Here is a 23,285-nt window from a genome sequence, read left to right on the forward strand (position 1 = left end):
GGGCGGGCCCGCGCTCCGTGTACCTCACGCGCTGGTCACCGGCTCACGTGCCGTTACCTGCTCACGGCGGCCAGGGCGTCGACCAGCCCCGCCCCGTAGAAGCTGTTGTAGCGCTTGCCGCCCTCGCAGACGGCGTCGATCTCTCCGTCACCGTCGATGTCGTACGCCTCCGGGCAGGCGACTTCGTCCGCCTGCACCTTCAGCAGCGCCTTGACGGCCCACGCGGGTGCGTGCGGGTGCGTCGACTTCAGCAGCGCCGCCACGCCCGCGACGTGCGGGGAGGCCATCGACGTACCGGCCATGTACCCCCACGTGCCGCCCGGCAGCGGGCCGAGGATCAGACCGCTGGTCGCCGGCGGGGCGGGCGTCTGGTAGCGGGTGGAGTCGCCGCCAGGGGCCGCGACGTCGATGACCCCCAGACCGTGGTTGGAGAACGAGGACTTCAGGTTCTTCGCGCCGGTGGACGCGACCGTCACCACGCCGGGCAACTGGGTCGGTATGTCGAAGCACTTGGACGGGTCGATGACCCGCTCGCCCGGCGTCGAGTCGTTCGGGCTGCTCGGGTCGGTGATCGAGTCGGCGGCCAGGTCGTAGTTCTCGTTGCCCGCCGCGGCCACGTTGACCGTGCCCTTGTTCTCCGCGTACCGCGTGGCCCGGGTGATCGAGTCGACCAGGGCCTTCTGGTCCGGGTCGCTCGTGCAGTTGAAGTACCACGGGTCGGTGTAGTAGCTGTTGTTCGTCACGTCCACACCGTGCTCGGCGGCCCAGACGAAGCTGCACACGACGGCCTCGGTGTAGAAGTACCCGGCCGGGGTCGACGCCTTGATACCGGCCACCTTCACGCCCGGCGCGACACCGGTGATCCCGACGCCGTTCTTCGCCCCGGCTATCTCACCCGCCACATGCGTGCCGTGCGGGCTCTCCCCTGCGGTCGGCCGCCAGGCGCCGTCCGCCGTGTCGGGCTTGCCGCTCACGCAGTTGACCGAGGCGGCGCGGTCGAAGTTCGGCGCGAGGTCCGGGTGCGTGTCGTCGACACCCGTGTCGATGACCGCGACAGTGACGTTCCTGCTGCCGAGCGTCTTCTCGTGCGCCTTGTCCGCCTTGATGGCGGGCAGGTCCCACTGCAAGGGCTCCAGCGGGTCCTGCGCCAGAGCCTTGCCGGACGCCCCGGCGCCACCCTTGGCCTGCTTGTTCGTGCGCTCGGCCTTCGCGGTCGCCGCCGCGATCTCCTCGGCCGTCACCTCCTGGGGCGCCCCGAGGTCCGTCGTGGACTGCGAGGGCAGCGGCGCCGTACGGGTCGCACCGGCCGAGTCGACCCCCCTGACCTTGCGGACGGTCTTGGCGAAGTCGGGGTTCTGCGAGGTGACGACGATGACCCCGATCCGGTCATAGGTCGTCACCACCGTGCCGCCGGCCTTGCCGATCGCCTTCTCGACCGACGCGATCGCCGAGCGCCCGCCGCGGGTGTTGACCACGTACGAGAGCTTCGGTCCGTCCGTCACGACCGGGGCGGACGGCCCGCCCGCCGCGGCCGTGTCGGCGGCCGTGGCCGTACCGGTCGGCAGGAAGCCGAGCGAGACGGTGAGGGCCAGACCTACGGGCAGCGCGAGGACGCGCCGCCGTCTGGATCCCAGATGCGCCATGGGTTCTCCACATCATCCGTGAGAGCCGTCCCGGCGCGGGCTACGCCTGGACGGGTACATGACCAGTGAAGTTATCCCCGACCAGCCCTGGTCATCAATCACTTCCCGAATCCTTTCCGCAAGAAAAAGGCCGGTGTTGAACCGCTTCGCCCCGCCTCCCGTGCCGTTGTCAGGGGGACCAGTACCCACGCGTTCCCTGTGAGGTCTCCCGCCCCATGACCCACCCCACCGCACCCGCGTCACGAGGAGAGTCCGTGGCTTCCGACACACCGCCGCCGCCCGAGGGCGGTACGGACACCAGCACCGCCCCGCCCACGCCCGAGGCGGCCCCGAAGGACGGGGCCGCGTCCGCCCGGCCCACGACGGCCCAGCCCACGACGGCCCAGTTCGTCGCGGTGCAGGAGAGCGACGAGTTCGCCGAACTGCGCCGCACCTACCGCTCCTTCGCCTTCCCGCTGACCGTCGCCTTCATCGCCTGGTACCTGCTGTACGTCCTGCTGTCCAACTACGCGGGCGACTTCATGGGCACCAAGCTCTTCGGCAACATCAACGTCGCGCTGGTCCTCGGCCTCGCACAGTTCGCCACCACCTTCCTCATCGCCTGGATCTACTCGCGGCACGCGGCGCGGAAGCTCGACCCGCAGGCCGAGGCCATCAAGTCCCGCATGGAGGCGGACGCATGAGCCACCCGGTCACTCTCCTCAGCCAGTCCGCCCCGGTACAGCTCGCCGCAGCCGGGGACGCCAGCGAGCACCGGCCGCTGATCATCACGCTCTTCGGGCTCTTCGTCGTGGCGACCCTGATCATCACCGTCTGGGCCGGCCGCCAGACCAAGGACGCCTCGGACTTCTACGCCGGCGGCCGGCAGTTCACCGGCTTCCAGAACGGCCTCGCCGTCTCCGGCGACTACATGTCCGCCGCCTCGTTCCTCGGCATCGCCGGGGCCATCGCGCTCTTCGGATACGACGGCTTCCTCTACTCCATCGGCTTCCTGGTCGCCTGGCTGGTCGCGCTGCTCCTCGTCGCCGAACCGCTGCGCAACTCCGGCCGGTACACCATGGGCGACGTCCTCGCGTACCGCATGCGCCAGCGCCCCGTCCGTACCGCCGCCGGCACCTCCACCATCGTCGTCTCGATCTTCTACCTGCTGGCACAGATGGCCGGCGCGGGCGTGCTCGTCTCCCTGCTGCTCGGCATCACCAGCGACGCCGGGAAGATCGCCATCGTCGCGCTGGTCGGCCTGCTGATGATCGTGTACGTCACGATCGGCGGCATGAAGGGCACGACCTGGGTGCAGATGGTCAAGGCCGTCCTGCTCATCGCGGGCACCCTGCTGATCACGTTCCTGATCCTGTGGAAGTTCCACTTCAACCTCTCCGACCTGCTGGGCACGGCCGCGAGCAACAGCGGCAAGGGCTCGGCCTTCCTGGAGCCCGGTCTCAAGTACGGGGCGACGGCCACCTCGAAGCTGGACTTCATCTCGCTCGGGATCGCGCTGGTCCTCGGTACGGCGGGGCTGCCGCACATCCTGATCCGCTTCTACACCGTGCCGACCGCGCAGGCAGCCCGTAAGTCGGTCATCTGGGCGATCGGCATCATCGGCGCCTTCTACCTGATGACGATCGTCCTCGGCTTCGGCGCCGCCGCGCTCCTCAAGCCCGGCGACATCATCGCCTCCAACAAGGCGGGCAACACGGCGGCTCCCCTGGCGGCCCTGGAGATCGGCGGCGGAGCCGGGTCGACGGGCGGCGCGATCCTGCTGGCCGTGATCTCGGCGGTCGCCTTCGCCACCATTCTCGCGGTGGTCGCGGGGCTGACGCTGGCCTCGTCCTCGTCGTTCGCCCACGACATCTACGCCAATGTGATCCGCAGGGGAGAGGCGACCGAGAAGGAGGAGGTCCGCGCGGCCCGCTGGGCGACCGTCGCCATCGGGATCGTCTCCATCGGCCTCGGCGCCATGGCCCGCGACCTCAACGTGGCCGGACTGGTCGCGCTCGCCTTCGCCGTCGCCGCCTCGGCCAACCTGCCGACGATCCTCTACAGCCTGTTCTGGAAGAGGTTCACCACCCAGGGCGCCCTCTGGTCGATCTACGGCGGTCTGTCCTCCTCCGTCCTGCTGGTGCTCTTCTCCCCGGTCGTCTCGGGCAAGCCCACGTCGATGTTCCCGGACGTCGACTTCCACTTCTTCCCGCTGGAGAACCCGGGGCTGATCTCCATCCCGCTGGGCTTCCTGCTCGGCTGGCTGGGCACCGTACTGTCCAAGGACGAGCCGGACACCGGCAAGTACGCCGAACTGGAGGTCAAGTCCCTCACCGGTACGGGGGCGCACTGACCCCGTACGGTCGTACGAGCCTCCGAGGCCGCGTCGTGGAGTCCCGCGACGCGGCCTCGCGGCGTGCCGGCCCCCGGCCGTGGGCACTTCGTCGTCGTACGCGGCGACCGGTGGTGTCAGAGGTCTGACGTAGGCTCGGAGGAGCCGGATCCGATCACCGGGGACCCATACCGACCATCAGGAACCGCAAGAAGCACACGAACCGCAGGGACCACAGGAACCACAGAAAGCACCGGGAGGTGCCGCAGTGCTCATCGACACCTACGGCCGCGTGGCCACGGATCTCCGTGTGTCACTCACGGACCGGTGCAATCTGCGGTGCACGTACTGCATGCCGGAGGAAGGGCTCCAGTGGCTCACCAAGACCGACCTGCTGACCGACGACGAGATCGTCCGGCTGATCGGGATGGCCGTGACGCGCCTGGGCGTCGAGGAGATCCGCTTCACCGGCGGTGAGCCGCTGCTCAGGCCGGGGCTCGTCGGAATCGTGGAGCGGTGCGCCGCGCTGGAGCCGCGCCCCCGGATGTCGCTGACCACCAACGGGATCGGCCTGCGGCGCACGGCCGCCGCGCTGAAGGCCGCCGGACTGGACCGGGTCAACGTCTCGCTCGACACCCTGCGGCCCGACGTCTTCAAGACCCTCACCCGCCGCGACCGGCACAAGGACGTCCTCGACGGGCTGCTGGCGGCCCGCGACGCCGGGCTGACCCCCGTCAAGGTCAATACGGTCCTGATGCCGGGGGTCAACGAGGACGAGGCGCCCGATCTGCTGGCCTGGGCCGTGGAGCACGGCTACGAGCTGCGGTTCATCGAGCAGATGCCCCTCGACGCACAGCACGGCTGGAAGCGCGAGAGCATGGTCACGGCCGGTGACATCCTCGCCTCGCTGCGCACCCGGTTCACCCTGACCGAGGAGGGCGGGAGCGTACGGGGCTCGGCGCCCGCCGAGCGCTGGCTCGTGGACGGCGGCCCGCACCGCGTCGGGGTGATCGCCTCCGTCACCCGCCCCTTCTGCCGCGCCTGCGACCGCACCCGGCTGACGGCCGACGGTCAGGTGCGTACGTGCCTGTTCGCCCGGGAGGAGACGGACCTGCGGGCGGCCCTGCGCTCGGGCGCCCCCGACGAGGAGATAGCCACCCTCTGGAAGCTGGCGATGTGGGGAAAGAAGGCCGGTTCCGGTCTGGACGATCCCGCGTTTCTCCAGCCGGACCGCCCGATGTCAGCCATCGGCGGCTGAGCCCCGCTCCTCCCACTCCCGCAGGGTCACCACCTCCTTGAGGAACCCGCGCACCCCCAGGAAGGACGAGAGGTGTTCCCGGTGCGCGTCGCACGCCAGCCAGGTCTTGCGGCGCTCCGGCGTGTGCAGCTTGGGGTTGTTCCAGGCGAGGACCCAGACGGCGGCGTCCCGGCAGCCCTTCGCGGAGCAGACCGGGGCCGCGGCGTCGTCAGGGGAGTCAGGAGCGGGAAAGAGGGGGAAGTTCACCCACCCACCTTAGGGTGTCGCGGTGACGGGCTCCGGTCGCGATGTGACGGCCCCGGCCGTGGCAGGCCCCCGGAAAAGGCGACGCCGAGCAGCCACGGGGGGAGCTGCCCGGCGTCGGTCCGTCGCTCCGACGGGGGATGCGGAGCGCCTGCAAAGTATGTCACGCGCAACGGGGTGCCGGGCACCGGAACTTCACGATTGATCTGAGCTTTTCTTGAGGCTTCGGCCGCGCTGTGCGGACGCGGCGAGTCCACTCCCGTCGGCTCCCGCCGACGTCCGCCCCCGCGCCTCACACCGGTTCGTGTGACTCCGGTTCGCGCGTCGGCGACGGCCCCTCACCATACTCCCGGCCGGTGCCCGTGGCACCCGCCTGAGCCGTGCGGGGTGCGGGCGACGCCGCGATCATCGGAGGCAGCATCGGCGCGGCGACGAAAGTGGCGGGCAGCGCGGGGGAGTTCTCCCGGCCCGCGTTGGCGATCACCACCGCGACGTAGGGCAGCAGCACCCCCAGGGCGAGTGTCACGATCGCGACCGGCCGTTGTACGTTCCACAGGACGACCGTCGCGATCACGGCGAGCGTCCGCACGCCCATCGAGATCACATACCGGCGCTGCCGGCCGCGTACATCCTCGGCCAGTCCCGTACGGGCCCCGGTGATCCGGAAGACCTCCGCGCCGCTCTGCTTCCGCATCACGTTCCACCACCCGTTTCCTGCCGCCGGACTCTCCCCGGACGGTCCCTGGAACACTCCCCGGGAACTCTCCCTGGACCGGAAACTCTCCCTGCACCGGACACCCTTCACGGTACGCCGACCGTGCGGCCGCCACGAGAGGGGGTCACCCGCAGGCGTGACCCGTGTTCCTCGCCACCCCCGCCTACGCGGCCCGGCGCGCCCCGTACAGCCGCGTCCGACATGCGCCGTATGGCCGATCACCACAGACTGGCCCTCATGCGCACATCGCGCCGCGTGAGGAGGCGACCATGAGTTGGTTGTGGGTCATCGTTGTGGGCCTGGTGCTCGGCCTGATCGCCAAAGCGATCATCCCGGGCAAGCAGAACATCCCTCTGTGGCTGACGATCCTGTGCGGCATCCTGGGCAGCGTGCTCGGCAACGCCGTCGCCGGCTGGCTCGGTGTCGCCCACACGAAAGGCGTCGACTGGACCCGGCACGTGCTCCAGCTCGTCGGAGCCATCATCGTGGTCGCGCTGGTCGCCAAGCTCTGGCAGGCGATCCGCGGCGACAGAGGCACGACGGGCACCCGCGAGAGAATCTGACGGGCGACACCGCCGACGGGTGCCGAAGGACAGCACCGCGGCCGGGGGGCGCGGACCATCGTCCGCACCCCCGGCCGCGGCCCGGGCGACCCCGTGGTTCAGCCCGCCGCGACCTCGATCGCGGCCAGGTTCTTCTTCCCGCGGCGGAGCACCAGCCAGCGGCCGTGCAGCAGCTCCGTACGCTCCGGAACCGCCTCACCGTCCGCGACCTTGACGTTGTTCACGTATGCCCCGCCCTCCTTGACGGTCCGCCGCGCCGCCGACTTGCTCGGCGCCAGACCCACCGCGGCGAGCAGATCCACCACCGACGCCAGCTCCGTGACCTCGGCGCGCGGCACCTCGGAGAGCGCCGCGCCCAGCGTCGCCTCGTCCAGCCCGGTCAGCTCGCCCTGGCCGAACAGCGCCCGGGACGCGGAGATGACCGCCGCGCACTGCTCCGCGCCGTGCACCAGCGTCGTCAGCTCCTCCGCCAGCGCCCGCTGCGCGGCGCGCGCCTGCGGACGTTCCGCCGTGGCCAGCTCCAGCTCCTCCAGCTCCTCGCGGGACCGGAAGCTGAGGATGCGGCTGTACGCGGAGATGTCACGGTCGTCCACGTTCAGCCAGAACTGGTAGAACGCGTACGGCGTGGTCATCGCCGGGTCGAGCCAGACCGCGCCGCCCTCCGTCTTGCCGAACTTGGTGCCGTCCGCCTTCGTCATCAGCGGCGTCGCCAGCGCGTGCGCCTCGGCGCCCGGCTCCAGGCGGTGGATCAGGTCGAGACCGGCGGTGAGGTTGCCCCACTGGTCGCTGCCGCCCTGCTGGAGGACGCAGCCGTACCGCCGGTACAGCTCCAGGAAGTCCATGGACTGGAGGAGCTGGTAGCTGAACTCGGTGTAGCTGATGCCCTCGTCGGACTCCAGCCGGCGGGCGATCGAGTCCTTCGTCAGCATCCTGTTGACGCGGAAGTGCTTCCCGATGTCCCGCAGGAACTCGATCGCGGACAGCCCCGCGGTCCAGTCCAGGTTGTTGACCATGGTCGCCGCGTTCGGCCCCTCGAAGGAGAGGAACGGCTCGATCTGCGACCGCAGCCGCTCCACCCAGCCGGCCACCGTCTCCGGATCGTTCAGCGTCCGCTCGGCGGTCGGCCGCGGGTCACCGATCTGCCCGGTGGCCCCGCCCACCAGCGCCAGCGGCCGGTGCCCGGCCTGCTGGAGCCTGCGTACGGTCAGCACCTGCACGAGGTGACCGACGTGCAGGCTGGGCGCGGTGGGGTCGAAGCCGCAATAGAACGTGACGGGACCGTCCGCGAGCGCCTTGCGCAAGGCGTCCTCGTCGGTGGACTGGGCGAACAGCCCGCGCCACTTCAGGTCGTCGACGATGTCCGTCACGGTCGTTTCTCTCCTCGGGTGGTGCGCACGCGGATGGTGCGCATGGTCCTGCGGTGAATCACCAGTCTATGGGGGTCATACTCCCTGGCTGACCGAGCTCATGTTGAAGTCGGGGACGCGCAGGGCGGGCATCGCGGCCCGGGTGAACCAGTCACCCCACTCACGCGGCAGCGTCTTCTCCGTACGGCCGGCCTCCACGGCCCGCGACAGCAGATCGACGGGCGACTCGTTGAACCGGAAGTTGTTCACCTCGCCGACCACCTCACCGTCCTCGACCAGATAGACGCCGTCCCTGGTCAGCCCCGTGAGCAGCAGCGTCGCCGGATCGACCTCGCGGATGTACCAGAGGCAGGTCAGCAGCAGCCCGCGCGAGGTGTTCGCGACCATCTCGTCCAGCGAGCGCTCGCCCCCGCCGTCCAGGATCAGATTGCCGATGCCGGGCGCGACGGGGAGCCCGGTCAGGGCGGCGCTGTGCCGGGTGGTGACCAGCCGGTCCAGTGTGCCGTCCCGCATCCACTGCGTCGGGGCGAGCGGCAGCCCGTTGTCGAAGACGGAGGCGTCGTCGCCGGAGGAGTGCGCGATCACGAACGGCGCGGACTCCAGACCCGGCTCGTGCGGGTCGCTGCGCAGCGTGAGCGGCAGCTCCGACAGCTTCTCCCCGACGCGGGTGCCGCCGCCCGGCAGCGAGAAGACCGTACGGCCCTCCGCCGCGTCCCGGGCGGTGGACGACCAGAACTGGTAGATCAGCAGATCGGCCACGGCGGTCGGCGGCAGCAGCGTCTCGTACCGCCCGGCGGGCAGCTCCACCTTGCGCTCGGCCCAGGCGAGGCGCCGGGCCAGCTCGGCGTCGAGGGCGGCCGGGTCCACGTCCCGGAAGTCCCGGGTGGCGCGCCCCGCCCAGGCGGAGCGTGAGCGGTCGGGCGACTTCGCGTTCAGCTCCAGGGTGCCGCTCGGCTGGTCGTGGCGCAGCCGTACGCCCGTCGACGTACCGAGATACGTCGAGGTCAGCTCGTGGTTGGCGAACCCGTACAGCTCACGGCCGCCGGCCCGGGCCCGTGCGAAGGACTCGCCGAGCGCCGGCGCGAAGTCCGCGAAGACGGCGGAGGTCGTCTCGACGGGCCCGTCCGTGAAGCCCGCCGACGCCCGGCCGCCACCGTCGCCGGCGACCAGCGGCTGCGCGTCCTCGGCGGGCCCCGCCCCCCGCGCGGCGGCCTCGGCCGCTCGCACCAGCGGCTCCAGGTCGTCGGCGGTGACGGCGGAGCGCGACACGACCCCGGAGGCGGTGCCCCGCGCGCCGTCCACGGTCGCGATGACGGTGAGCGTACGGCCCCGGGTGACCCCGTTGGTCGTCAGCGCGTTGCCCGCCCAGCGCAGATTGGCGGAGGACTGCTCGTCGGCGATGACCACACAGCCGTCGGCGGTGGACAGTTCGAGGGCGCGCTCGACGATCTCGTGCGGCTTGCTGACGCGGCTCGTGGGGGAAGTCATCGGCCTGCCTCCTGAGTCGTGTTGAGACGGTGCTGTCCGGGGAGGCAACCCCCGGGCCCCCGGCCGGGAGCGGTGGTCGCGGTCATCGTCCGGCCTCCTGTGTGGTGTTGAGGATGTTCACGCCGCGGAACAGGGCCGACGGGCAGCCGTGGGAGACCGCCGCCACCTGGCCCGGCTGCGCCTTGCCGCAGTTGAAGGCGCCGCCCAGGACATACGTCTGCGGCCCGCCGACCGCCTCCATCGAGCCCCAGAAGTCCGTCGTCGTCGCCTGGTACGCGACATCGCGGAGCTGGCCCGCCAGCTTGCCGTTCTCGATCCGGAAGAACCGCTGGCCCGTGAACTGGAAGTTGTACCGCTGCATGTCGATCGACCACGACCGGTCGCCGACCACGTAGATCCCGCGCTCCACCCCGCCGATCAGATCCTCCGTGGCGAGCCCGCCCGGATCCGGCCGCAGCGACACGTTCGCCATGCGCTGCACGGGCACATGCCCCGGCGAATCCGCGTACGCGCAGCCGTTGGAGCGGCCGAGGCCGGTGAGCTGCGCGATCCGGCGGTCGAGCTGGTAGCCGACGAGCGTGCCGTCCTTGACCAGGTCCCACGACTGCGCCTCGACGCCCTCGTCGTCGTACCCGATCGTGGCGAGCCCGTGCTCGGCGGTCCGGTCACCCGTCACATTCATCACCGAGGAGCCGTACGCCAACGTCCCGAGCTGGTCGAACGTGGCGAAGGACGTCCCCGCGTACGCCGCCTCGTACCCCAGCGCCCGGTCCAGCTCGGTGGCGTGGCCGATCGACTCGTGGATCGTCAGCCACAGGTTGGACGGGTCGACGACCAGGTCGTACGTACCGGCCTCGACGCTCGGCGCCCGCATCTTCTCCGCCAGCAGCCCCGGGATGCGCTCCAGCTCCGCGTCCCAGTCCCAGCCGGTCCCGGTCAGGTACTCCCAGCCCCGGCCGACGGGCGGCGCGATCGTGCGCATCGAGTCGAACTCGCCGCTCTTGCCGTCGACCGCGACAGCCGTGAGCTGCGGATGCAGCCGTACCCGCTGCTGGGTGGTGACGGTGCCCGCGGTGTCCGCGTAGAACTTGTTCTCGTGGACGGTGAGCAGCGAGGCGTCCACATGCGCCACGCCCTCCGCCCGCAGCAGCCGCGCGCTCCACTCGGCGAGCAGCCCGCTCTTCTCCTCGTCGGGCACGGTGAACGGATCGATCTCGTACGCCGACACCCAGGTCTTCTCGGCGTGCACCGGCTCCTCGGCCAGCTCCACCCGCTCGTCGGACCCCGCGGCGGCGATCACCTTCGCGGACAGCTTGGCCATGGCCACGGCCTGCCCGGCGACCCGCGCCGCCGCGTCCATCGTCAGATCCACCCCGGACGCGAAACCCCAGGCCCCGCCGTGCACCACCCGGACCGCGTAGCCGAGATCCGTGGTGTCCGAGGACCCGGCGGGCTTCCCGTCCCGCAACCGCCAGGCCGCGCCGCGCACCCGCTCGAACCGGAAATCCGCGTGCTGCGCACCGAGCGCCCGCGCCCGCGCGAGCGCGGCATCGGCGAGCGCCCGCAGCGGCAGCGCCAGGAACGACTGATCTACCTCGTGGGGCACGTGCTGCCTTCCCTTCCCATCACGCTCTGGTTGTCACACCTTCCATGCGTCCGCAGTGAATCATGCGGAGCAGCCGACCCGAAGGGCCATTACGGCACCTTGGCCGCTTACGGCTCGGGGTGTGGTACGTGCCGGAGGGGCCTGGATCTGCCGTACGGTGCTCTCGCCCCGCTCGCCCAGGGCCGCTGCGCGTCGGGCCGTACCGCGAGCTTCCTCGCCCGGCCCACCGGCGACATCACGCACCCGTTGACCGTGCTCCAGGACCGCGGGCTCGTACGACGGCAGACGGACGCGTTCCGCAAGAACCGCAGGATGTGCCAGGTCGCCGAACCGCTGATCAACTTCGATCACGCCATCGTCCGGCCGAAGATCGCCCTGCTGGACCGGGGGATGGCCGAGGCCGCCCGGCGGAGCAGCCGGCCGGGCTTCTTCCCCGCCGTGGTCGGTCCGCACTTCGAGCAGCTCTGCCGGGACTGGGTCGCCCACTTCGCGGCGCCCGAGACGCTCGGCGGTCTGCCGGTCGACGTGTCGTACGGCACCGTCTCCGACCCGGCGAACCGAGCCTCGTACGAAGTCGATGTCGTGGTCCACGGCGCCGCCGGCCAGGGCCAGGTCATGGGGGTCGGACATCTCGAACGGCTGAGAGGAATCCGGGACCTGCCGGCCGGGCGCGGCACTGACGTCTCGCAGGTCCGGCTCGTCTGCTTCGGGGGAGCGGGGTTCGCCCCCGAGCTGCGGGCCGCCGGGGAGCGGGGCGAGGCCGTGCTCGTGGATCTTGACCGGCTGTACGGCGGGGAGTGAGCCCGTGGCGAGCACGGGCGGGATCGGCCGGGGCCCGTTTCTGTAGGGACCCGACAGGGAGTACCCCGAGGCGCTGTCAGGGGCCGATTCCCCGCGGGCCGGGCCGGACCTATAGGTTTTCAGGGGTAGCAGACCCCTTGAGGAAAGGCTGATCCGTTGAGCCGCTCGGTTCTCGTCACCGGAGGAAACCGGGGCATCGGCCTCGCCATCGCCCGTGCCTTCGCCGACAACGGCGACAAGGTCGCCATCACCTACCGCTCCGGCGAGCCGCCGCAGGCGCTCACGGAGCTGGGCTGCCTGGCGGTCCGCTGCGACATCACCGACAGCGAGCAGGTGGAGCAGGCATACAAGGAGATCGAGGAGAAGCACGGTCCTGTGGAGGTGCTGGTGGCCAACGCCGGCATCACCAAGGACCAGTTGCTGATGCGGATGTCCGAGGAGGACTTCGCGTCCGTACTCGACACCAACCTCACCGGCACCTTCCGTGTCGTCAAGCGCGCCAACCGCGCGATGCTGCGTGCGAAGAAGGGCCGGGTCGTGCTGATCTCGTCCGTCGTCGGGCTGCTCGGTTCGGCGGGGCAGGCGAACTACGCCGCGTCCAAGGCCGGTCTGGTCGGGTTCGCCCGCTCCCTCGCCCGTGAGCTGGGTTCGCGGAACATCACCTTCAACGTCGTCGCGCCCGGCTTCGTCGACACCGACATGACGAAGGTACTCACCGACGAGCAGCGCGCGGGCATCGTCTCGCAGGTACCGCTCGGCCGTTATGCGCAGCCGGAGGAGATCGCCGCGACGGTGCGGTTCCTCGCCTCCGACGACGCCTCGTACATCACTGGAGCCGTCATTCCCGTTGACGGCGGATTGGGCATGGGTCACTGATCACATGAGTGGAATCCTCGCCGGCAAGCGCATTCTCGTGACGGGCGTCCTCACGGAGTCCTCCATCGCCTTCCACGCCGCCAAGGTGGCGCAGGAGGAGGGCGCCGAGGTCATCCTCACCGGCTTCGGCAGGCTCACGCTCGTCGAGCGCATCGCCAAGCGGCTGCCCAAGCCCGCCCCGGTCATCGAGCTGGACGTCACCAACCAGGAGCACCTGGACGGGCTGGCGGACAAGATCCGTGAGCACCAGGGCGAGGGCGCCGGGATCGACGGCATCGTGCACTCGATCGCCTTCGGCCCGCAGGGCGCCTTCAACTTCCTGGAGGGAAGCTGGGAGGACGTCTCCACGGCGGTGCACGTCTCGGCGTACTCCCTGAAGTCGCTCACCATGGCCTGCCTGCCGCTGATGGAGCGCGGCGGCTCGGTCGTCGGCCTCACCTTCGACGCGCAGTTCGCCTGGCCCAAGTACGACTGGATGGGTGTCGCCAAGGCGGCCCTGGAGTCCACCAACCGCTACCTGGCGCGTGACCTGGGCGCCCAGAACATCCGCTGCAACCTGATCTCGGCCGGTCCGCTCAAGTCGATGGCGGCCAAGTCGATCCCGGGCTTCGAGACCTTCGCGGACGTCTGGAACCAGCGTGCCGCGATCAACTGGGACCTCTCGGACCCGGAGCCGGCCGGCCGCGGCGTCGTCGGTCTGCTGTCGGACTTCTTCCCGAAGACGACGGGCGAGATCGTCCACGTCGACGGCGGCGTGCACATGATGGGTGCCTGACACCCTCGGCAGCGCTGAGAAGGCCGCGCGTTCCCTCCGGAGCGCGCGGCCTTCTTGCTGCCCGTTTCCCCGCGGCTCCTCCCCGAGTCGAAAAGAGCGGCGCTTCCCCGCACACTGGGCGGAACGGCCCACGAAGGCGCCGTTCCCACGGCTGCTCGTCGGGGGAGGAGGGGTCCGCATGCGTCCGCAGCGCCGCCGTACGGCCGTGCTCGTGGCCGCCGCGCTGATGGCCTCGGCGTTCGCGGTCGCCGCCGACCGCCCCGGCCGGGACCGCCCGGCCCCTGACCGCTTCCGAGCCACCTGCCGTACGGACATCCAGGGCTCCCGCGCCCTCGCGTACTGCCACAACCCGTACCCCGAGACGGACCGGGTCCAGCTCCACGTGGACTGCGCCCGCTGGTGGGACATCGACGCCGTCGGCGCCCCCGTGGAGATCAGGGCCGCCGGATACGTACGCCTCGCGGACCGGTGCTGGAAGGAGATCAGGTCGGTGCGGGTCAGCCATGAACGTCCGTGACCAGGCAGTGCTTGGTGTAGCTCGCCGCCTCGGCCGCCGCCGTCTCCGCGTCGCCCGCCCGGATCGCCGCCACCAGCCGTGCGTGGTCCATGTGGTTCTCGGGGCGCAGCTCCCGGCCCACGTCGTCCCGCAGCCAGTCGCGCAGGAGATGGCCGAGGTCCGCGTAGAGCGCGGTCAGCACGTCGTTGTGCGACGCCGCGACCACCGCGAGGTGCAGCGTCGCGTCGGCGGCCACGAACCGGTCCGCGTCGCCCGCGGACCACGCCTCCTCGCGCCGCGCGAGCAGCGTGTCGAGCTGCCGCAGATCGCGCTCCGTGCGGCGCTGCGCGGCCAGCCGCGCGGCCGAGGACTCCAGCGTGGAACGCAGCTCGGCGATGTGGCGCGGGTCGGCCCCGGCGAATCTGCGGTGCATCACCCCGGCCAGCTCGCTGGTCGCGACGACGTACGTGCCCGACCCCTGCCGGATGCTCAGCAGCCCGTTGTGGGCGAGCGCGCGGACCGCCTCACGGACGGTGTTACGGGCCACGCCCAGCTGTTCGACCAGCTCCGGCTCGGTCGGGATGCGTGAGCCCACCGGCCATGCGCCCGACGTGATCTGATCCCGCAGCTCGTTGATCACCTGATCGGAGAGTGCGGAGCGCCGGGGAGAGGTCAGTGCCATGGTGCTCCTGGTCTCGGGGAGGGACGGTGTCCCGCAGATGGACAGTAAAACATCCCATCATTCTATGATGGCCCCATGTCCGACGAGCCGCACACCTCTCTCCACCCGCAGACCGGGCGCATACCGGCGTCCGCGCCCGCCGCCCTTTCCGTCCCCTCCGGTCCGTCCGCGACCTCCGGGCCGGCCTCGCCGTCGGTGCCGCCTGCGCCGTCCGCACCGGCTTCGAAATGGCGCACCCGGCTTCTCGTCGCCGGGCTCGTCCTCGCCGCCCTCAACCTCCGCCCCGCCATCACCAGTCTCGGCGCCCTCCTCGAAGAGGTAAGGGACGGGCTGCACATGAGCGGCACGCTCGCGGGGGTCCTCACCTCCGTACCGCCGCTCTGCTTCGCCGTCTTCGGCTTCGCCGCGCCCCGGCTGGCGCGGCGCTTCGGGCCCGGCACCGTCGTCCTCGCCGGGATGGTGGCGATCACCGCGGGAGTGGCGCTCCGCCCGTTCGCCGGCGGCACGGCCGGGTTCCTCGCCGCCAGTGCCTTCGCGCTCATGGGGATCGCGGTCAGCAACGTGCTGATGCCGGTGATCGTCAAGCGCCACTTCCCCGACCGGGTCGGCACCATGACCGGCCTGTACTCCATGGGGCTGGCGCTCGGCACCGCCACGGCGGCCGCCGTGACCGTCCCCATGACCGCGGCGCTGGGCGGCAGTTGGCGTACGGGGCTGGGCGTGTGGGCGGTGCTCGCCGCCGTGGCCGTACTGCCGTGGATCGGCCTGGCCCGCGACCGTACCGCTACCGCCTCCGGCGCCCCGGCCGTGGCTGCGGGCGCACACGGCGGTGGCGCCGGTGCCGCGCCCGGGCTCCGGCTCGGGCGCAGCCGTACGGCCTGGGCCCTCGCCTGTTTCTTCGGCCTCCAGGCCACCGGCGCGTACATCACCATGGGCTGGATGCCGCAGATCTTCCGTGACGCCGGAGTCCCGGCGGGCACGGCGGGGCTGCTGCTCGCCATGACCATGGTGATGGGGGTGCCGCTGGCCTTCGTGATCCCGAGGGTGGCGACCCGGATGAACAACCAGGGGCCGATCGTCGTCGCCCTGGGGCTCTGCGGGCTGACCGCCTACGCCGGGCTGTATGCGGCGCCGGCCGGGGGAGCGTGGGTCTGGGCCGTGCTGCTGGGTGTCTCGAACTGCGCGTTCCCGCTGGCCCTCACCATGATCGGCCTGCGGTCGAGGACCGGTGCCGGTGTCGTACGGCTCTCCGCCTTCGCCCAGAGCACCGGCTATCTGATCTCGATCCCGGGCCCGATGCTGGTGGGAGTGGTGTACGAGCACTCCGGCGGCTGGGGGCTGCCGATCGCGCTGATGGCCGGGTTCCTCGTACCGCAGATGGTGATGGGCGTCGTCGCGGGGCGGGACCGGACGATCGAGGACGAGACGCGGATGCGAGACTGACCGCATGCCAGTCCTTGACCCGAACCCTCAGAACGGCCAGCGGAAACTGCTGCTCGTCTTCGGCACGATCATCGGCATCATGGTGATCATCAGCATCATCGCGACCATCGCCAGCCCCTGATCCGACCCCCGTGCCGCCCCCGGGGTGGGGCTGGCCCCCCATCCCCTAGGGGGCCTGGGTCAGGGTCAAGTGGGTGGGTCACCGGATGGGAACCGGGCCTCGTGATCCGTAGCTTGGAAGCATCACGGATCACCGGATCGATTCACCGATCCAGCGGCTGACCGATTCACTGACTCACCGACTTCCGGAGGCGGCCATGCCGGCCCGTACCCACTCCCGGCCCTACTCCCCGGTCTCCTCCGGCGGCGTCGACACGCGGCTGCCGTGGTGGTCCGTCGCCCTGCCGTCCATAGCCTTCGTGGTCCTGTTCGTGCTGATGGCGGATCCCGGCCAGGTGCATGCCGCGACCGCCGAGCCCACGGTCGGCCGGATCCTGGAGCACCTGCATCTGACCCTGGCCCGGTAGTACCGGTCAGCGCCGACGGCGCCGTTCACCCGTGCCGGGTGAGCACGTCAACACCCTGCGCCCGCTGGCTCATTTCATGCGAAGCTGGGAAACATGAGCGTCGAAACACCCCGCAGGATCGTCCTCCTCCGGCACGCGAAGGCCGACTGGCCCGACGTGGCCGACCACGAAAGGCCGCTCGCGGACCGAGGCCGTGCTGATGCCCCCATCGCCGGCCGTGAGCTGGCCGCGACGGGTATCGCCTTCGATCTGGCTCTCTGCTCGACCGCGGCCAGAACGCGAGAGACCTGGAAACTGGCGGTGTCGGAGCTGCCGCAGCGCCCCAGGACCGTCTACGAGGACCGGCTGTACGATGCCTCCCTCGGCGAGCTGATCGCCGTCGTCAACGAGGTCTCCGACGACGTGCGCGACCTTCTTCTCATCGGCCACAACCCGGGTACGCACGCCCTCGCCGACGCGCTCGCCGGCTCGGCGGAGGGTGACGCGCTCACCCGGATGAATCGCAGCGGTTTCCCCACCGCCGCCTTCGCCGTCCTCACGGTCGACGGCTCCTGGAAGTCCGTGGAGCACGGCGTGGCCACGCTCGCCGAGTTCTGGACGCCGCGGCGCGGCTGACCACGGGCGGCTGACCCGGGCGGCGTGGATACGGGCGGGGAAGGCCCCGGCGGGGAGTCCGGTGATGCGTTCACCGGCTCCCCGCCGGGGCCTTCTTCTCGCCGTGCCTTGCCCGCCTGCGTGGGTCCGGGCGGCCCTGCTCCGCCTGGCCTGGCCAGCCCTGTCCTGCCTTGCCCTGCCGTGCGGCTCAGACCGCTCGGCGGTCCCGTGCGCCCGGTTCGGCCGGTTCGGCCGGCTCTTCGAGGCCGTCCTCACCGTCCGCGATCTCGACCTCTTCCCGGGTGATGCCCAGCAGGTAGAGCACGGTGTCCAGGAACGGTACGTTCACCGCCGTGTGGGCGGCCTTGCGGACGACCGGCTTGGCGTTGAAGGCCACACCGAGCCCGGCCGCGTTCAGCATGTCGAGATCGTTCGCGCCGTCACCGATGGCGACCGTCTGTGCCAGCGGCACCCCGGCCTCGGCCGCGAACCGGCGCAGCAGCCGGGCCTTGCCCGCCCGGTCGACGATCTCGCCCACGACCCGTCCGGTGAGCTTGCCGTCCACGATCTCCAGGGTGTTGGCGGCGGCGAAGTCCAGCCCGAGCTGCACCTGGAGGGCGTCGGTGACCTGGGTGAACCCGCCGGAGACCACCCCCACCTGGTAGCCGAGCCGCTTGAGCGTGCGGACCAGGGTGCGGGCGCCGGGGGTGAGCCGTACCTCGGCCCGTACCTTCTCCACCACCGACGCGTCGAGCCCGGCGAGCAGCGCGACCCGGGCGTGCAGGGACTGCTCGAAGTCCAGCTCACCGAGCATGGCCCGGGCGGTCACCTCGGCGACCTCGGCCTCACAGCCGGCGTGCGCCGCGAACAGCTCGATGACCTCGTCCTGGATCAGGGTCGAGTCCACGTCCATGACCACCAGGCGCTGGGCCCGGCGGTGCAGTCCGGCCGAGATGACGGCTACATCCACCCCGATCTCGGCCGCCTCGGTGGCGAGTGCGGTGCGCAGCGGTTCGGTCTCCACACCGGACACGGCGAACTCGACCGCCGTGACCGGGTACTTCGCGAGCCGGAAGATCCGGTCGATGTTGCCGCCGGTCGCGGTGATACTGGCGGCTATGGCCGCCGTCGACTCGGCCGTCAGCGGGTTTCCCAGGACGGTGACATGCGAACGGCCGCTGCCGCGCGGCCGGTTGTCGCCCTTGCCGGAGATGATCTCGGCCTGGAGTTTGAGGGATTCGGTCCAACTGTGCACGGTGGCCCGCAGCTCGCCCTCGGTGGCACCGTCCGCGGTCGGCGCGGTGACGAGTGCGCACAGGACGATACGGCCACGGGTGACGACCTGCTCGATGTCGATCACGTCGACGGAGAAGGCGGCGAGGGTGTCGAAGAGCCCGGCGGTGATCCCCGGGCGGTCTTTCCCGAAGATCTTGACGAGGAGGGTCGGGACGTCGGAGTTCAGACGGGGCTGAGTTGCGCTCATGGTGGTTCCACCGTATCGGGCGGGGCGCGGAAACCGGCCAGCCGTCCCGCGTACCGGACAACGATCATGGGGTGACGGAGGGGATGACCTGCGGATACGGTGCGCCGCCGGTTCCGGGATCACCGCCCGGTGCGCCGCGCGGGCGGTCCGGCGCACCGGAGGTAAGCGGCGTACCGGATTCCACGGCTCCGGTATCGCCGTACCGCCGGTCCTCGATTGGCGAGAAAACGACGGTTGAATCCCGTCATCGCGCTTACGGCACGACCGCGGACTCCCTTTTCGGTGGGCGCCGAGGGGCGCGCACGGCGATGGATTACCGGGCCACGCCTGTGTTTTGTCGGTGTTGTTGCTTTCCATGGCTCTTTGTTCCTCGCCGACAGGCCCTTCCCGGGGGGCTGTTACACGCTTGTGCCGGTATGGCACACGGCCCGACTTTCAAAGACGGGAGTGAGCCTGAAATAGTTCCCCACGATGTTCGCCATCCCTAGACTCCCCGCGATGGGGGAAACTCGGGGGACAACAAGTGGGGCATGGAGTGCCGGAACTCGTACTGGAATTGAACGGAAGAACCTGGACGCTCGATCCGTCCAGGTCGTACACGCTCGGCCGCGATCCACAGGGCGACCTCGTGATCGACGACGCCCGGGTCTCGTGGCGCCACGCCACCGTGAAGTGGGGAGGCCGTGGCTGGGTCATTGAGGATCACGGCAGCACCAACGGCACCTATGTGCAGGGCCGTCGCATTCAGCAGCTGGAGATAGCCGCCGGCTCCGCCGTCCACCTCGGCAACGCCACCGACGGCCCCCGCGTGACGCTCACCGGCGCGGGCGCGAACGCCGGTGCGGGCGCCGGTGCCGGTGCGTACGGCGCGCAGGGCGTGGCACCTCAGCAGGCGGGGGCCCAGCAGGGCTGGCAGCAGCCCCAGCAGCCGGCGGCCCCGCAGCAGCAGGGCTGGCAGCAGGCGCAGGCGGCCCCCGTACCCCAGCAGGCACAGGCCCCCGCACCTCACTACGCGCAGCAGGCGCCTCAGCCACCGAGGCCACAGCAGCCACAGGGCGGTGGCGCGGGCGGCGCGGCGGGGGCCCCGTCCGCGTACGGGGACCGCAGTCCGACCACCTTCCACGAGTTCTCCCTCGGCCGCGTGATGCGCATCGGCCGTGCCCTGGAGAACGAACTGGTCGTCTCCGACCTCCAGGTCTCGCGCCACCACGCCGAGTTCACGGCGACCCCCGACGGCCGCTTCGAGATCCACGACCTCGGATCCCACAACGGCACGTACGTCAACGGCCAGCCGATCGCCAAGTCCGGCACCGTGCTTCTCGGCCCCAACGACATCGTCGGTGTCGGCCACTCCACCTTCCGGCTGGTCGGGGACCGGCTCGAAGAGTTCGTCGACACCGGTGAGGTCTCCTTCTCGGCCCGCCATCTCACGGTGACCGTCGACGGCGGCAAGCAGATCCTCAAGGACGTCTCCTTCGGTGTCCCCGAGAAGTCGCTGATCGCGGTCATCGGCCCCTCGGGATCCGGCAAGTCCACCCTGCTCAAGGCGCTCACGGGCTACCGCCCCGCCGACCAGGGCGACGTCCTCTACGACAACCGGAACCTGTACAAGCAGTTCGCCGAGCTGCGGCAGCGCATCGGTCTCGTTCCGCAGGACGACATCCTGCACAAGGAGCTGACCGTCAAGAAGGCCCTCAAGTACGCGGCCAAGCTCCGCTTCCCCGGCGACACCGCCGAGGCCGAGCGCGAGGCCCGGATCGGCGAGGTGCTGGGCGAGCTGAAGCTCGACATCCACAAGGACAAGAAGATCACCTCGCTCTCCGGTGGTCAGCGCAAGCGCGTGTCCGTGGCCCTGGAACTGCTCACCAAGCCGTCGCTGATCTTCCTGGACGAGCCGACCTCCGGCCTCGACCCGGGCATGGACCGCGATGTCATGCAGCTTCTCCGCGGGCTCGCCGACGACGGCCGTACGGTCCTGGTCGTGACCCACTCCGTGGCCGAGCTGGGCATCTGCGACAAGCTGCTCGTGATGGCCCCCGGCGGCTCCGTCGCCTACTTCGGCCCGCCGGAGGAAGCGCTCAACTTCTTCGGCTACAGCACCTGGGCCGATGTCTTCTCGGCCTTCGAGAACTACCGCGACTACGACTGGGCGGGCCGCTGGCGCGGCTCCCAGCACTACCAGATGTACGCCGCGGACATCGACTCCGTCGCCGCCCAGTCCGTCCACACGCCGCCGCAGCAGCTACGCCCGCCGAAGGCCCAGAGCTGGGGCTCCCAGCTCTGGACGCTGATCCGCCGCTACTCCTCGGTGATCGCCTCCGACAAGGGTTTCATGGGGCTCATGCTGATCCTGCCCGCCGTGCTCGGGGTGGTCAGCGTCGTGATCCCCGCCAAGTTCGGCCTCGGGCCGCCCGAGGCGCCGGCCCGGTTCAACAGCGCCGCGGGCACGATCATGCTGATCCTCACGGTCGGCATGTGCTTCTCGGGCGCGGCCAACTCCGTACGTGAGCTGATCAAGGAGAGGGTGATCTACGAACGGGAACGGGCCACCGGTCTCTCCCGCTCCGCCTATCTGATGTCCAAGGTGATCACACTCGGTGTGATCACGGCGTTCCAGGGCGTCATCCTCTGCGGTATCGGCTTCGCGCCCCGCGTGCTGCCGGAAGAGGGCCTGCTCATGCCGCCGGCCGTCGAGATCTGCCTGGTCGTGATCGCCCTCGGCTTCACCTCGATGATGTTCGGCCTGGTCATCTCCTCGCTGGTGAAGACCTCCGAGAAGACGATGCCGCTGCTCGTCATGTTCGCGATCGTCCAGGTCGTGTTCACGGGCGTTCTCTTCCAGCTCTACGACTCGCCGGGCCTGGAACAGCTCGCGTGGCTGATGCCGTCCCGCTGGGCCATCGCCGGCGCGGGCACGACCCTGGACCTCTCGCACCTGATGGCGCCGTGGGACGTCGACGACCCGACCAACCTGGACCCGCTGTGGGAGCACGCGGCGGGCCAGTGGGTCATGAACGTCTCGGTCCTGCTGCTGATCGGGGTCGTCTGCGGCTTCGCGGTCGTGCGGCTGCTGCGCCGCCACGAGCCCGAGGTCATGCGCAAGTGACGGCGGACCGCGACCCGGCCTGACGCGCCGGTACGTATCGGACCGTGTCACGTGTACCGGAGCCCACGTGTACCGGAGTCACGTGTACCGGAACGTGCCGGAGGGCGGCACCCCCCCGGGGGGGGGGGCGCCCCCCCCCGCCGCAGGTCACACGCGGAGGAGAAGATGCGCCGCCCTCGCTATCCCTCGGACACCTCCGACGCCGAATGGGCATTGATCGAGCCGCTGTTACCCGTCCCGGCTTGCGAAACCAGGGTCGGCGGCCGGCCGGAGAAGCACCCTCGCCGCGAGATCGTCGACGCGATTCGCTATGTCGTGGACACCGGCTGCAAATGGCGGGCCCTGCCTGCGGATTTCCCGCCCTGGCGCACGGTTTGGGGGTTCATGGCGCGCTGGGCCGCCCGTGGTGTCATCGGCCAGATCCGTGATCAGCCCGCCGGGCGGATCCGCCGGGAGATGGGCAAAGGTCCGCGGGCGGTGGCCACCATCATCGACTCGCAGTCCGTGAAGGCGGCCGCGACCGTCGGCAAGGACAGCCGCGGTTACGACGTGGGCAAGAAAATCAACGGCCGCAAACGGCACCTCGTGGTCGACACCCGCGGCCTGCCCCTGTTCGTGATGGTCACCCCAGCCGACCTCCACGATTCCGCCGCCGCCAAGGAAGTCCTCTTCCGGCTCAGCCTGATGCACCCCGAGATCACCATCGTTTGGGCCGACCGGGCCTACGCGGGCAAGCTCGTGACCTGGGCCAGACACCACCTCAGCCTGACCGTCAAGACCGTCAGCCGGCCCAAGGACACCTCCGGCTTCATCGTGCTGCCCCGCCGCTGGGTCGTCGAACGGAGCCTGGCCTGGATGATGAACGCCCGCCGCCATGCCCGGGACTGCGAACGGCTCATCCAGCACTCCGAAACCTTGATCACCTGGGCCGCCATCACTCTCATGACCAGGCGTCTCACCCGAAGCGGCCGGATGGGGATGCAAGGGCGCTGACCAGCCGAGCCGCCCGCCCATCCTCCGGCGAGGGAAGAAGCGCCGCAGCAGCCGATCACCGACTCCACCTGCGGCAGTCACCAGCACAGCACTCGCCGCACACCTGCCTCTGTGACGTGAGTCACTGGAACCGGCCCTCGCCGTACGGACAGATGGAAGGTGTGGATACGAGTCTGCGGAAACGCATCAGCACGGGGGACCACGGCGCTTTCGGCGAGCTCTTTGAGCTGTACTGAGTTTCGTAGAGTCCGGTGATCTTGGCTCAGGCGGACTGCGGGACTTGTTCCAGGCTCTGCCAGAAGTCCCGTTCGTACT

Annotated in this window: 22 protein-coding genes; 14 read left to right on the plus strand and 8 right to left on the minus strand. The window is 70.4% G+C overall.

Annotation, left to right across the window (positions count from 1 at the left end; genetic code table 11):
• Nucleotides 1-53: 53 nt before the first annotated feature.
• Nucleotides 54-1,643 (minus strand): S8 family serine peptidase, encoded by a 1,590-nt coding sequence (locus ACFXPL_RS34765; RefSeq protein WP_384927157.1) that lies wholly within the window; start codon nt 1,641-1,643, stop codon nt 54-56.
• Between the two features lie 254 nt (nt 1,644-1,897).
• Here ACFXPL_RS34765 and ACFXPL_RS34770 point away from each other — a divergent pair, with 254 nt between their 5' ends.
• The 3 genes from ACFXPL_RS34770 (at nt 1,898) to moaA (ending at nt 5,212) form a co-directional block, all read left to right on the plus strand.
• Nucleotides 1,898-2,326, plus strand: a complete 429-nt coding sequence (locus ACFXPL_RS34770) for a DUF485 domain-containing protein (protein WP_384927158.1) — start codon at nt 1,898-1,900, stop codon at nt 2,324-2,326.
• Nucleotides 2,323-3,975, plus strand: a complete 1,653-nt coding sequence (locus ACFXPL_RS34775; RefSeq protein ID WP_384927159.1) for a cation acetate symporter — start codon at nt 2,323-2,325, stop codon at nt 3,973-3,975. The genes ACFXPL_RS34770 and ACFXPL_RS34775 overlap by 4 nt, the downstream gene beginning before the upstream one ends.
• 247 nt (nt 3,976-4,222) lie before the next feature.
• Nucleotides 4,223-5,212, plus strand: a complete 990-nt coding sequence (gene moaA, locus ACFXPL_RS34780) for a GTP 3',8-cyclase MoaA (protein WP_384927160.1) — start codon at nt 4,223-4,225, stop codon at nt 5,210-5,212.
• Here moaA and ACFXPL_RS34785 read toward each other — a convergent pair.
• Both ACFXPL_RS34785 and ACFXPL_RS34790 read right to left on the minus strand, forming a co-directional pair.
• Entirely contained in the window at nt 5,195-5,458 is a 264-nt protein-coding gene (locus ACFXPL_RS34785) for a hypothetical protein (RefSeq protein WP_384927161.1), read from the minus strand. The two genes, moaA and ACFXPL_RS34785, sit on opposite strands and share 18 nt — an antisense overlap.
• 289 nt (nt 5,459-5,747) lie before the next feature.
• Nucleotides 5,748-6,149, minus strand: coding sequence for a DUF3099 domain-containing protein (locus ACFXPL_RS34790; protein ID WP_384927162.1), 402 nt, complete (start codon nt 6,147-6,149; stop codon nt 5,748-5,750).
• Nucleotides 6,150-6,439: 290 nt separating this feature from the next.
• Here ACFXPL_RS34790 and ACFXPL_RS34795 point away from each other — a divergent pair, with 290 nt between their 5' ends.
• A complete protein-coding gene (locus tag ACFXPL_RS34795; protein WP_384927163.1) occupies nt 6,440-6,733 on the plus strand; it encodes a GlsB/YeaQ/YmgE family stress response membrane protein in 294 nt (97 codons plus the stop codon).
• A 98-nt stretch (nt 6,734-6,831) separates the two neighbouring features.
• Here ACFXPL_RS34795 and tyrS read toward each other — a convergent pair whose 3' ends face one another.
• The 3 genes from tyrS to ACFXPL_RS34810 all read right to left on the minus strand — a co-directional run bounded on the left by tyrS (nt 6,832) and on the right by ACFXPL_RS34810 (nt 11,194).
• Nucleotides 6,832-8,100, minus strand: coding sequence for a tyrosine--tRNA ligase (gene tyrS / locus ACFXPL_RS34800; protein WP_384927164.1), 1,269 nt, complete (start codon nt 8,098-8,100; stop codon nt 6,832-6,834).
• Nucleotides 8,101-8,175: 75 nt separating this feature from the next.
• Nucleotides 8,176-9,588, minus strand: coding sequence for a metallopeptidase TldD-related protein (locus tag ACFXPL_RS34805; protein ID WP_384927165.1), 1,413 nt, complete (start codon nt 9,586-9,588; stop codon nt 8,176-8,178).
• An 82-nt stretch (nt 9,589-9,670) separates the two neighbouring features.
• Nucleotides 9,671-11,194, minus strand: a complete 1,524-nt coding sequence (locus tag ACFXPL_RS34810) for a TldD/PmbA family protein (protein ID WP_384927166.1) — start codon at nt 11,192-11,194, stop codon at nt 9,671-9,673.
• 99 nt (nt 11,195-11,293) lie between these two features.
• On the opposite strand from ACFXPL_RS34810, the gene ACFXPL_RS34815 reads away from it, so the two are divergent.
• The 4 genes from ACFXPL_RS34815 (at nt 11,294) to ACFXPL_RS34830 (ending at nt 14,163) form a co-directional block, all read left to right on the plus strand.
• The gene (locus ACFXPL_RS34815; RefSeq protein WP_384927167.1) at nt 11,294-11,995 is read left to right on the plus strand and encodes a hypothetical protein; all 702 of its coding nucleotides are present in this window, start codon (nt 11,294-11,296) and stop codon (nt 11,993-11,995) included.
• 156 nt (nt 11,996-12,151) lie between these two features.
• Nucleotides 12,152-12,871, plus strand: coding sequence for a 3-oxoacyl-[acyl-carrier-protein] reductase (fabG, locus tag ACFXPL_RS34820; protein WP_329826278.1), 720 nt, complete (start codon nt 12,152-12,154; stop codon nt 12,869-12,871).
• A gap of 4 nt (nt 12,872-12,875) precedes the next feature.
• Nucleotides 12,876-13,646 (plus strand): enoyl-ACP reductase FabI, encoded by a 771-nt coding sequence (fabI, locus tag ACFXPL_RS34825; RefSeq protein ID WP_384927168.1) that lies wholly within the window; start codon nt 12,876-12,878, stop codon nt 13,644-13,646.
• Nucleotides 13,647-13,824: 178 nt separating this feature from the next.
• Nucleotides 13,825-14,163, plus strand: a complete 339-nt coding sequence (locus tag ACFXPL_RS34830) for a hypothetical protein (protein WP_384927169.1) — start codon at nt 13,825-13,827, stop codon at nt 14,161-14,163.
• On the opposite strand, the gene ACFXPL_RS34835 is transcribed toward ACFXPL_RS34830, so the two are convergent.
• On the minus strand, nt 14,144-14,824 hold the full coding sequence (locus tag ACFXPL_RS34835) for a FadR/GntR family transcriptional regulator (RefSeq protein ID WP_384927170.1): 681 nt from the start codon (nt 14,822-14,824) through the stop codon (nt 14,144-14,146). The two genes, ACFXPL_RS34830 and ACFXPL_RS34835, sit on opposite strands and share 20 nt — an antisense overlap.
• A 75-nt stretch (nt 14,825-14,899) precedes the next feature.
• Here ACFXPL_RS34835 and ACFXPL_RS34840 point away from each other — a divergent pair, with 75 nt between their 5' ends.
• The 4 genes from ACFXPL_RS34840 to ACFXPL_RS34855 all read left to right on the plus strand — a co-directional run bounded on the left by ACFXPL_RS34840 (nt 14,900) and on the right by ACFXPL_RS34855 (nt 17,409).
• Entirely contained in the window at nt 14,900-16,267 is a 1,368-nt protein-coding gene (locus ACFXPL_RS34840) for a CynX/NimT family MFS transporter (protein ID WP_384927171.1), read from the plus strand.
• Between the two features lie 4 nt (nt 16,268-16,271).
• On the plus strand, nt 16,272-16,388 hold the full coding sequence (locus ACFXPL_RS34845; RefSeq protein ID WP_283958703.1) for an SGM_5486 family transporter-associated protein: 117 nt from the start codon (nt 16,272-16,274) through the stop codon (nt 16,386-16,388).
• A gap of 196 nt (nt 16,389-16,584) precedes the next feature.
• Nucleotides 16,585-16,794 (plus strand): hypothetical protein, encoded by a 210-nt coding sequence (locus ACFXPL_RS34850; protein WP_384927172.1) that lies wholly within the window; start codon nt 16,585-16,587, stop codon nt 16,792-16,794.
• A gap of 93 nt (nt 16,795-16,887) precedes the next feature.
• The gene (locus ACFXPL_RS34855; RefSeq protein WP_384927173.1) at nt 16,888-17,409 is read left to right on the plus strand and encodes a SixA phosphatase family protein; all 522 of its coding nucleotides are present in this window, start codon (nt 16,888-16,890) and stop codon (nt 17,407-17,409) included.
• A 187-nt stretch (nt 17,410-17,596) separates the two neighbouring features.
• Here the strand turns inward: ACFXPL_RS34855 and serB are convergent, their stop codons facing one another.
• Nucleotides 17,597-18,871, minus strand: a complete 1,275-nt coding sequence (gene serB, locus ACFXPL_RS34860) for a phosphoserine phosphatase SerB (protein WP_384927174.1) — start codon at nt 18,869-18,871, stop codon at nt 17,597-17,599.
• A gap of 523 nt (nt 18,872-19,394) precedes the next feature.
• Here serB and ACFXPL_RS34865 point away from each other — a divergent pair.
• Entirely contained in the window at nt 19,395-21,977 is a 2,583-nt protein-coding gene (locus ACFXPL_RS34865) for an FHA domain-containing protein (RefSeq protein WP_384927175.1), read from the plus strand.
• A gap of 165 nt (nt 21,978-22,142) precedes the next feature.
• Complete coding sequence (locus ACFXPL_RS34870; RefSeq protein ID WP_384927176.1) at nt 22,143-22,970, plus strand: IS5 family transposase; 828 nt, start codon at nt 22,143-22,145, stop codon at nt 22,968-22,970.
• Nucleotides 22,971-23,285: the final 315 nt, after the last annotated feature.

This window comes from Streptomyces sp. NPDC059092 (genome assembly GCF_042756365.1).
Lineage (GTDB): Bacteria > Actinomycetota > Actinomycetes > Streptomycetales > Streptomycetaceae > Streptomyces.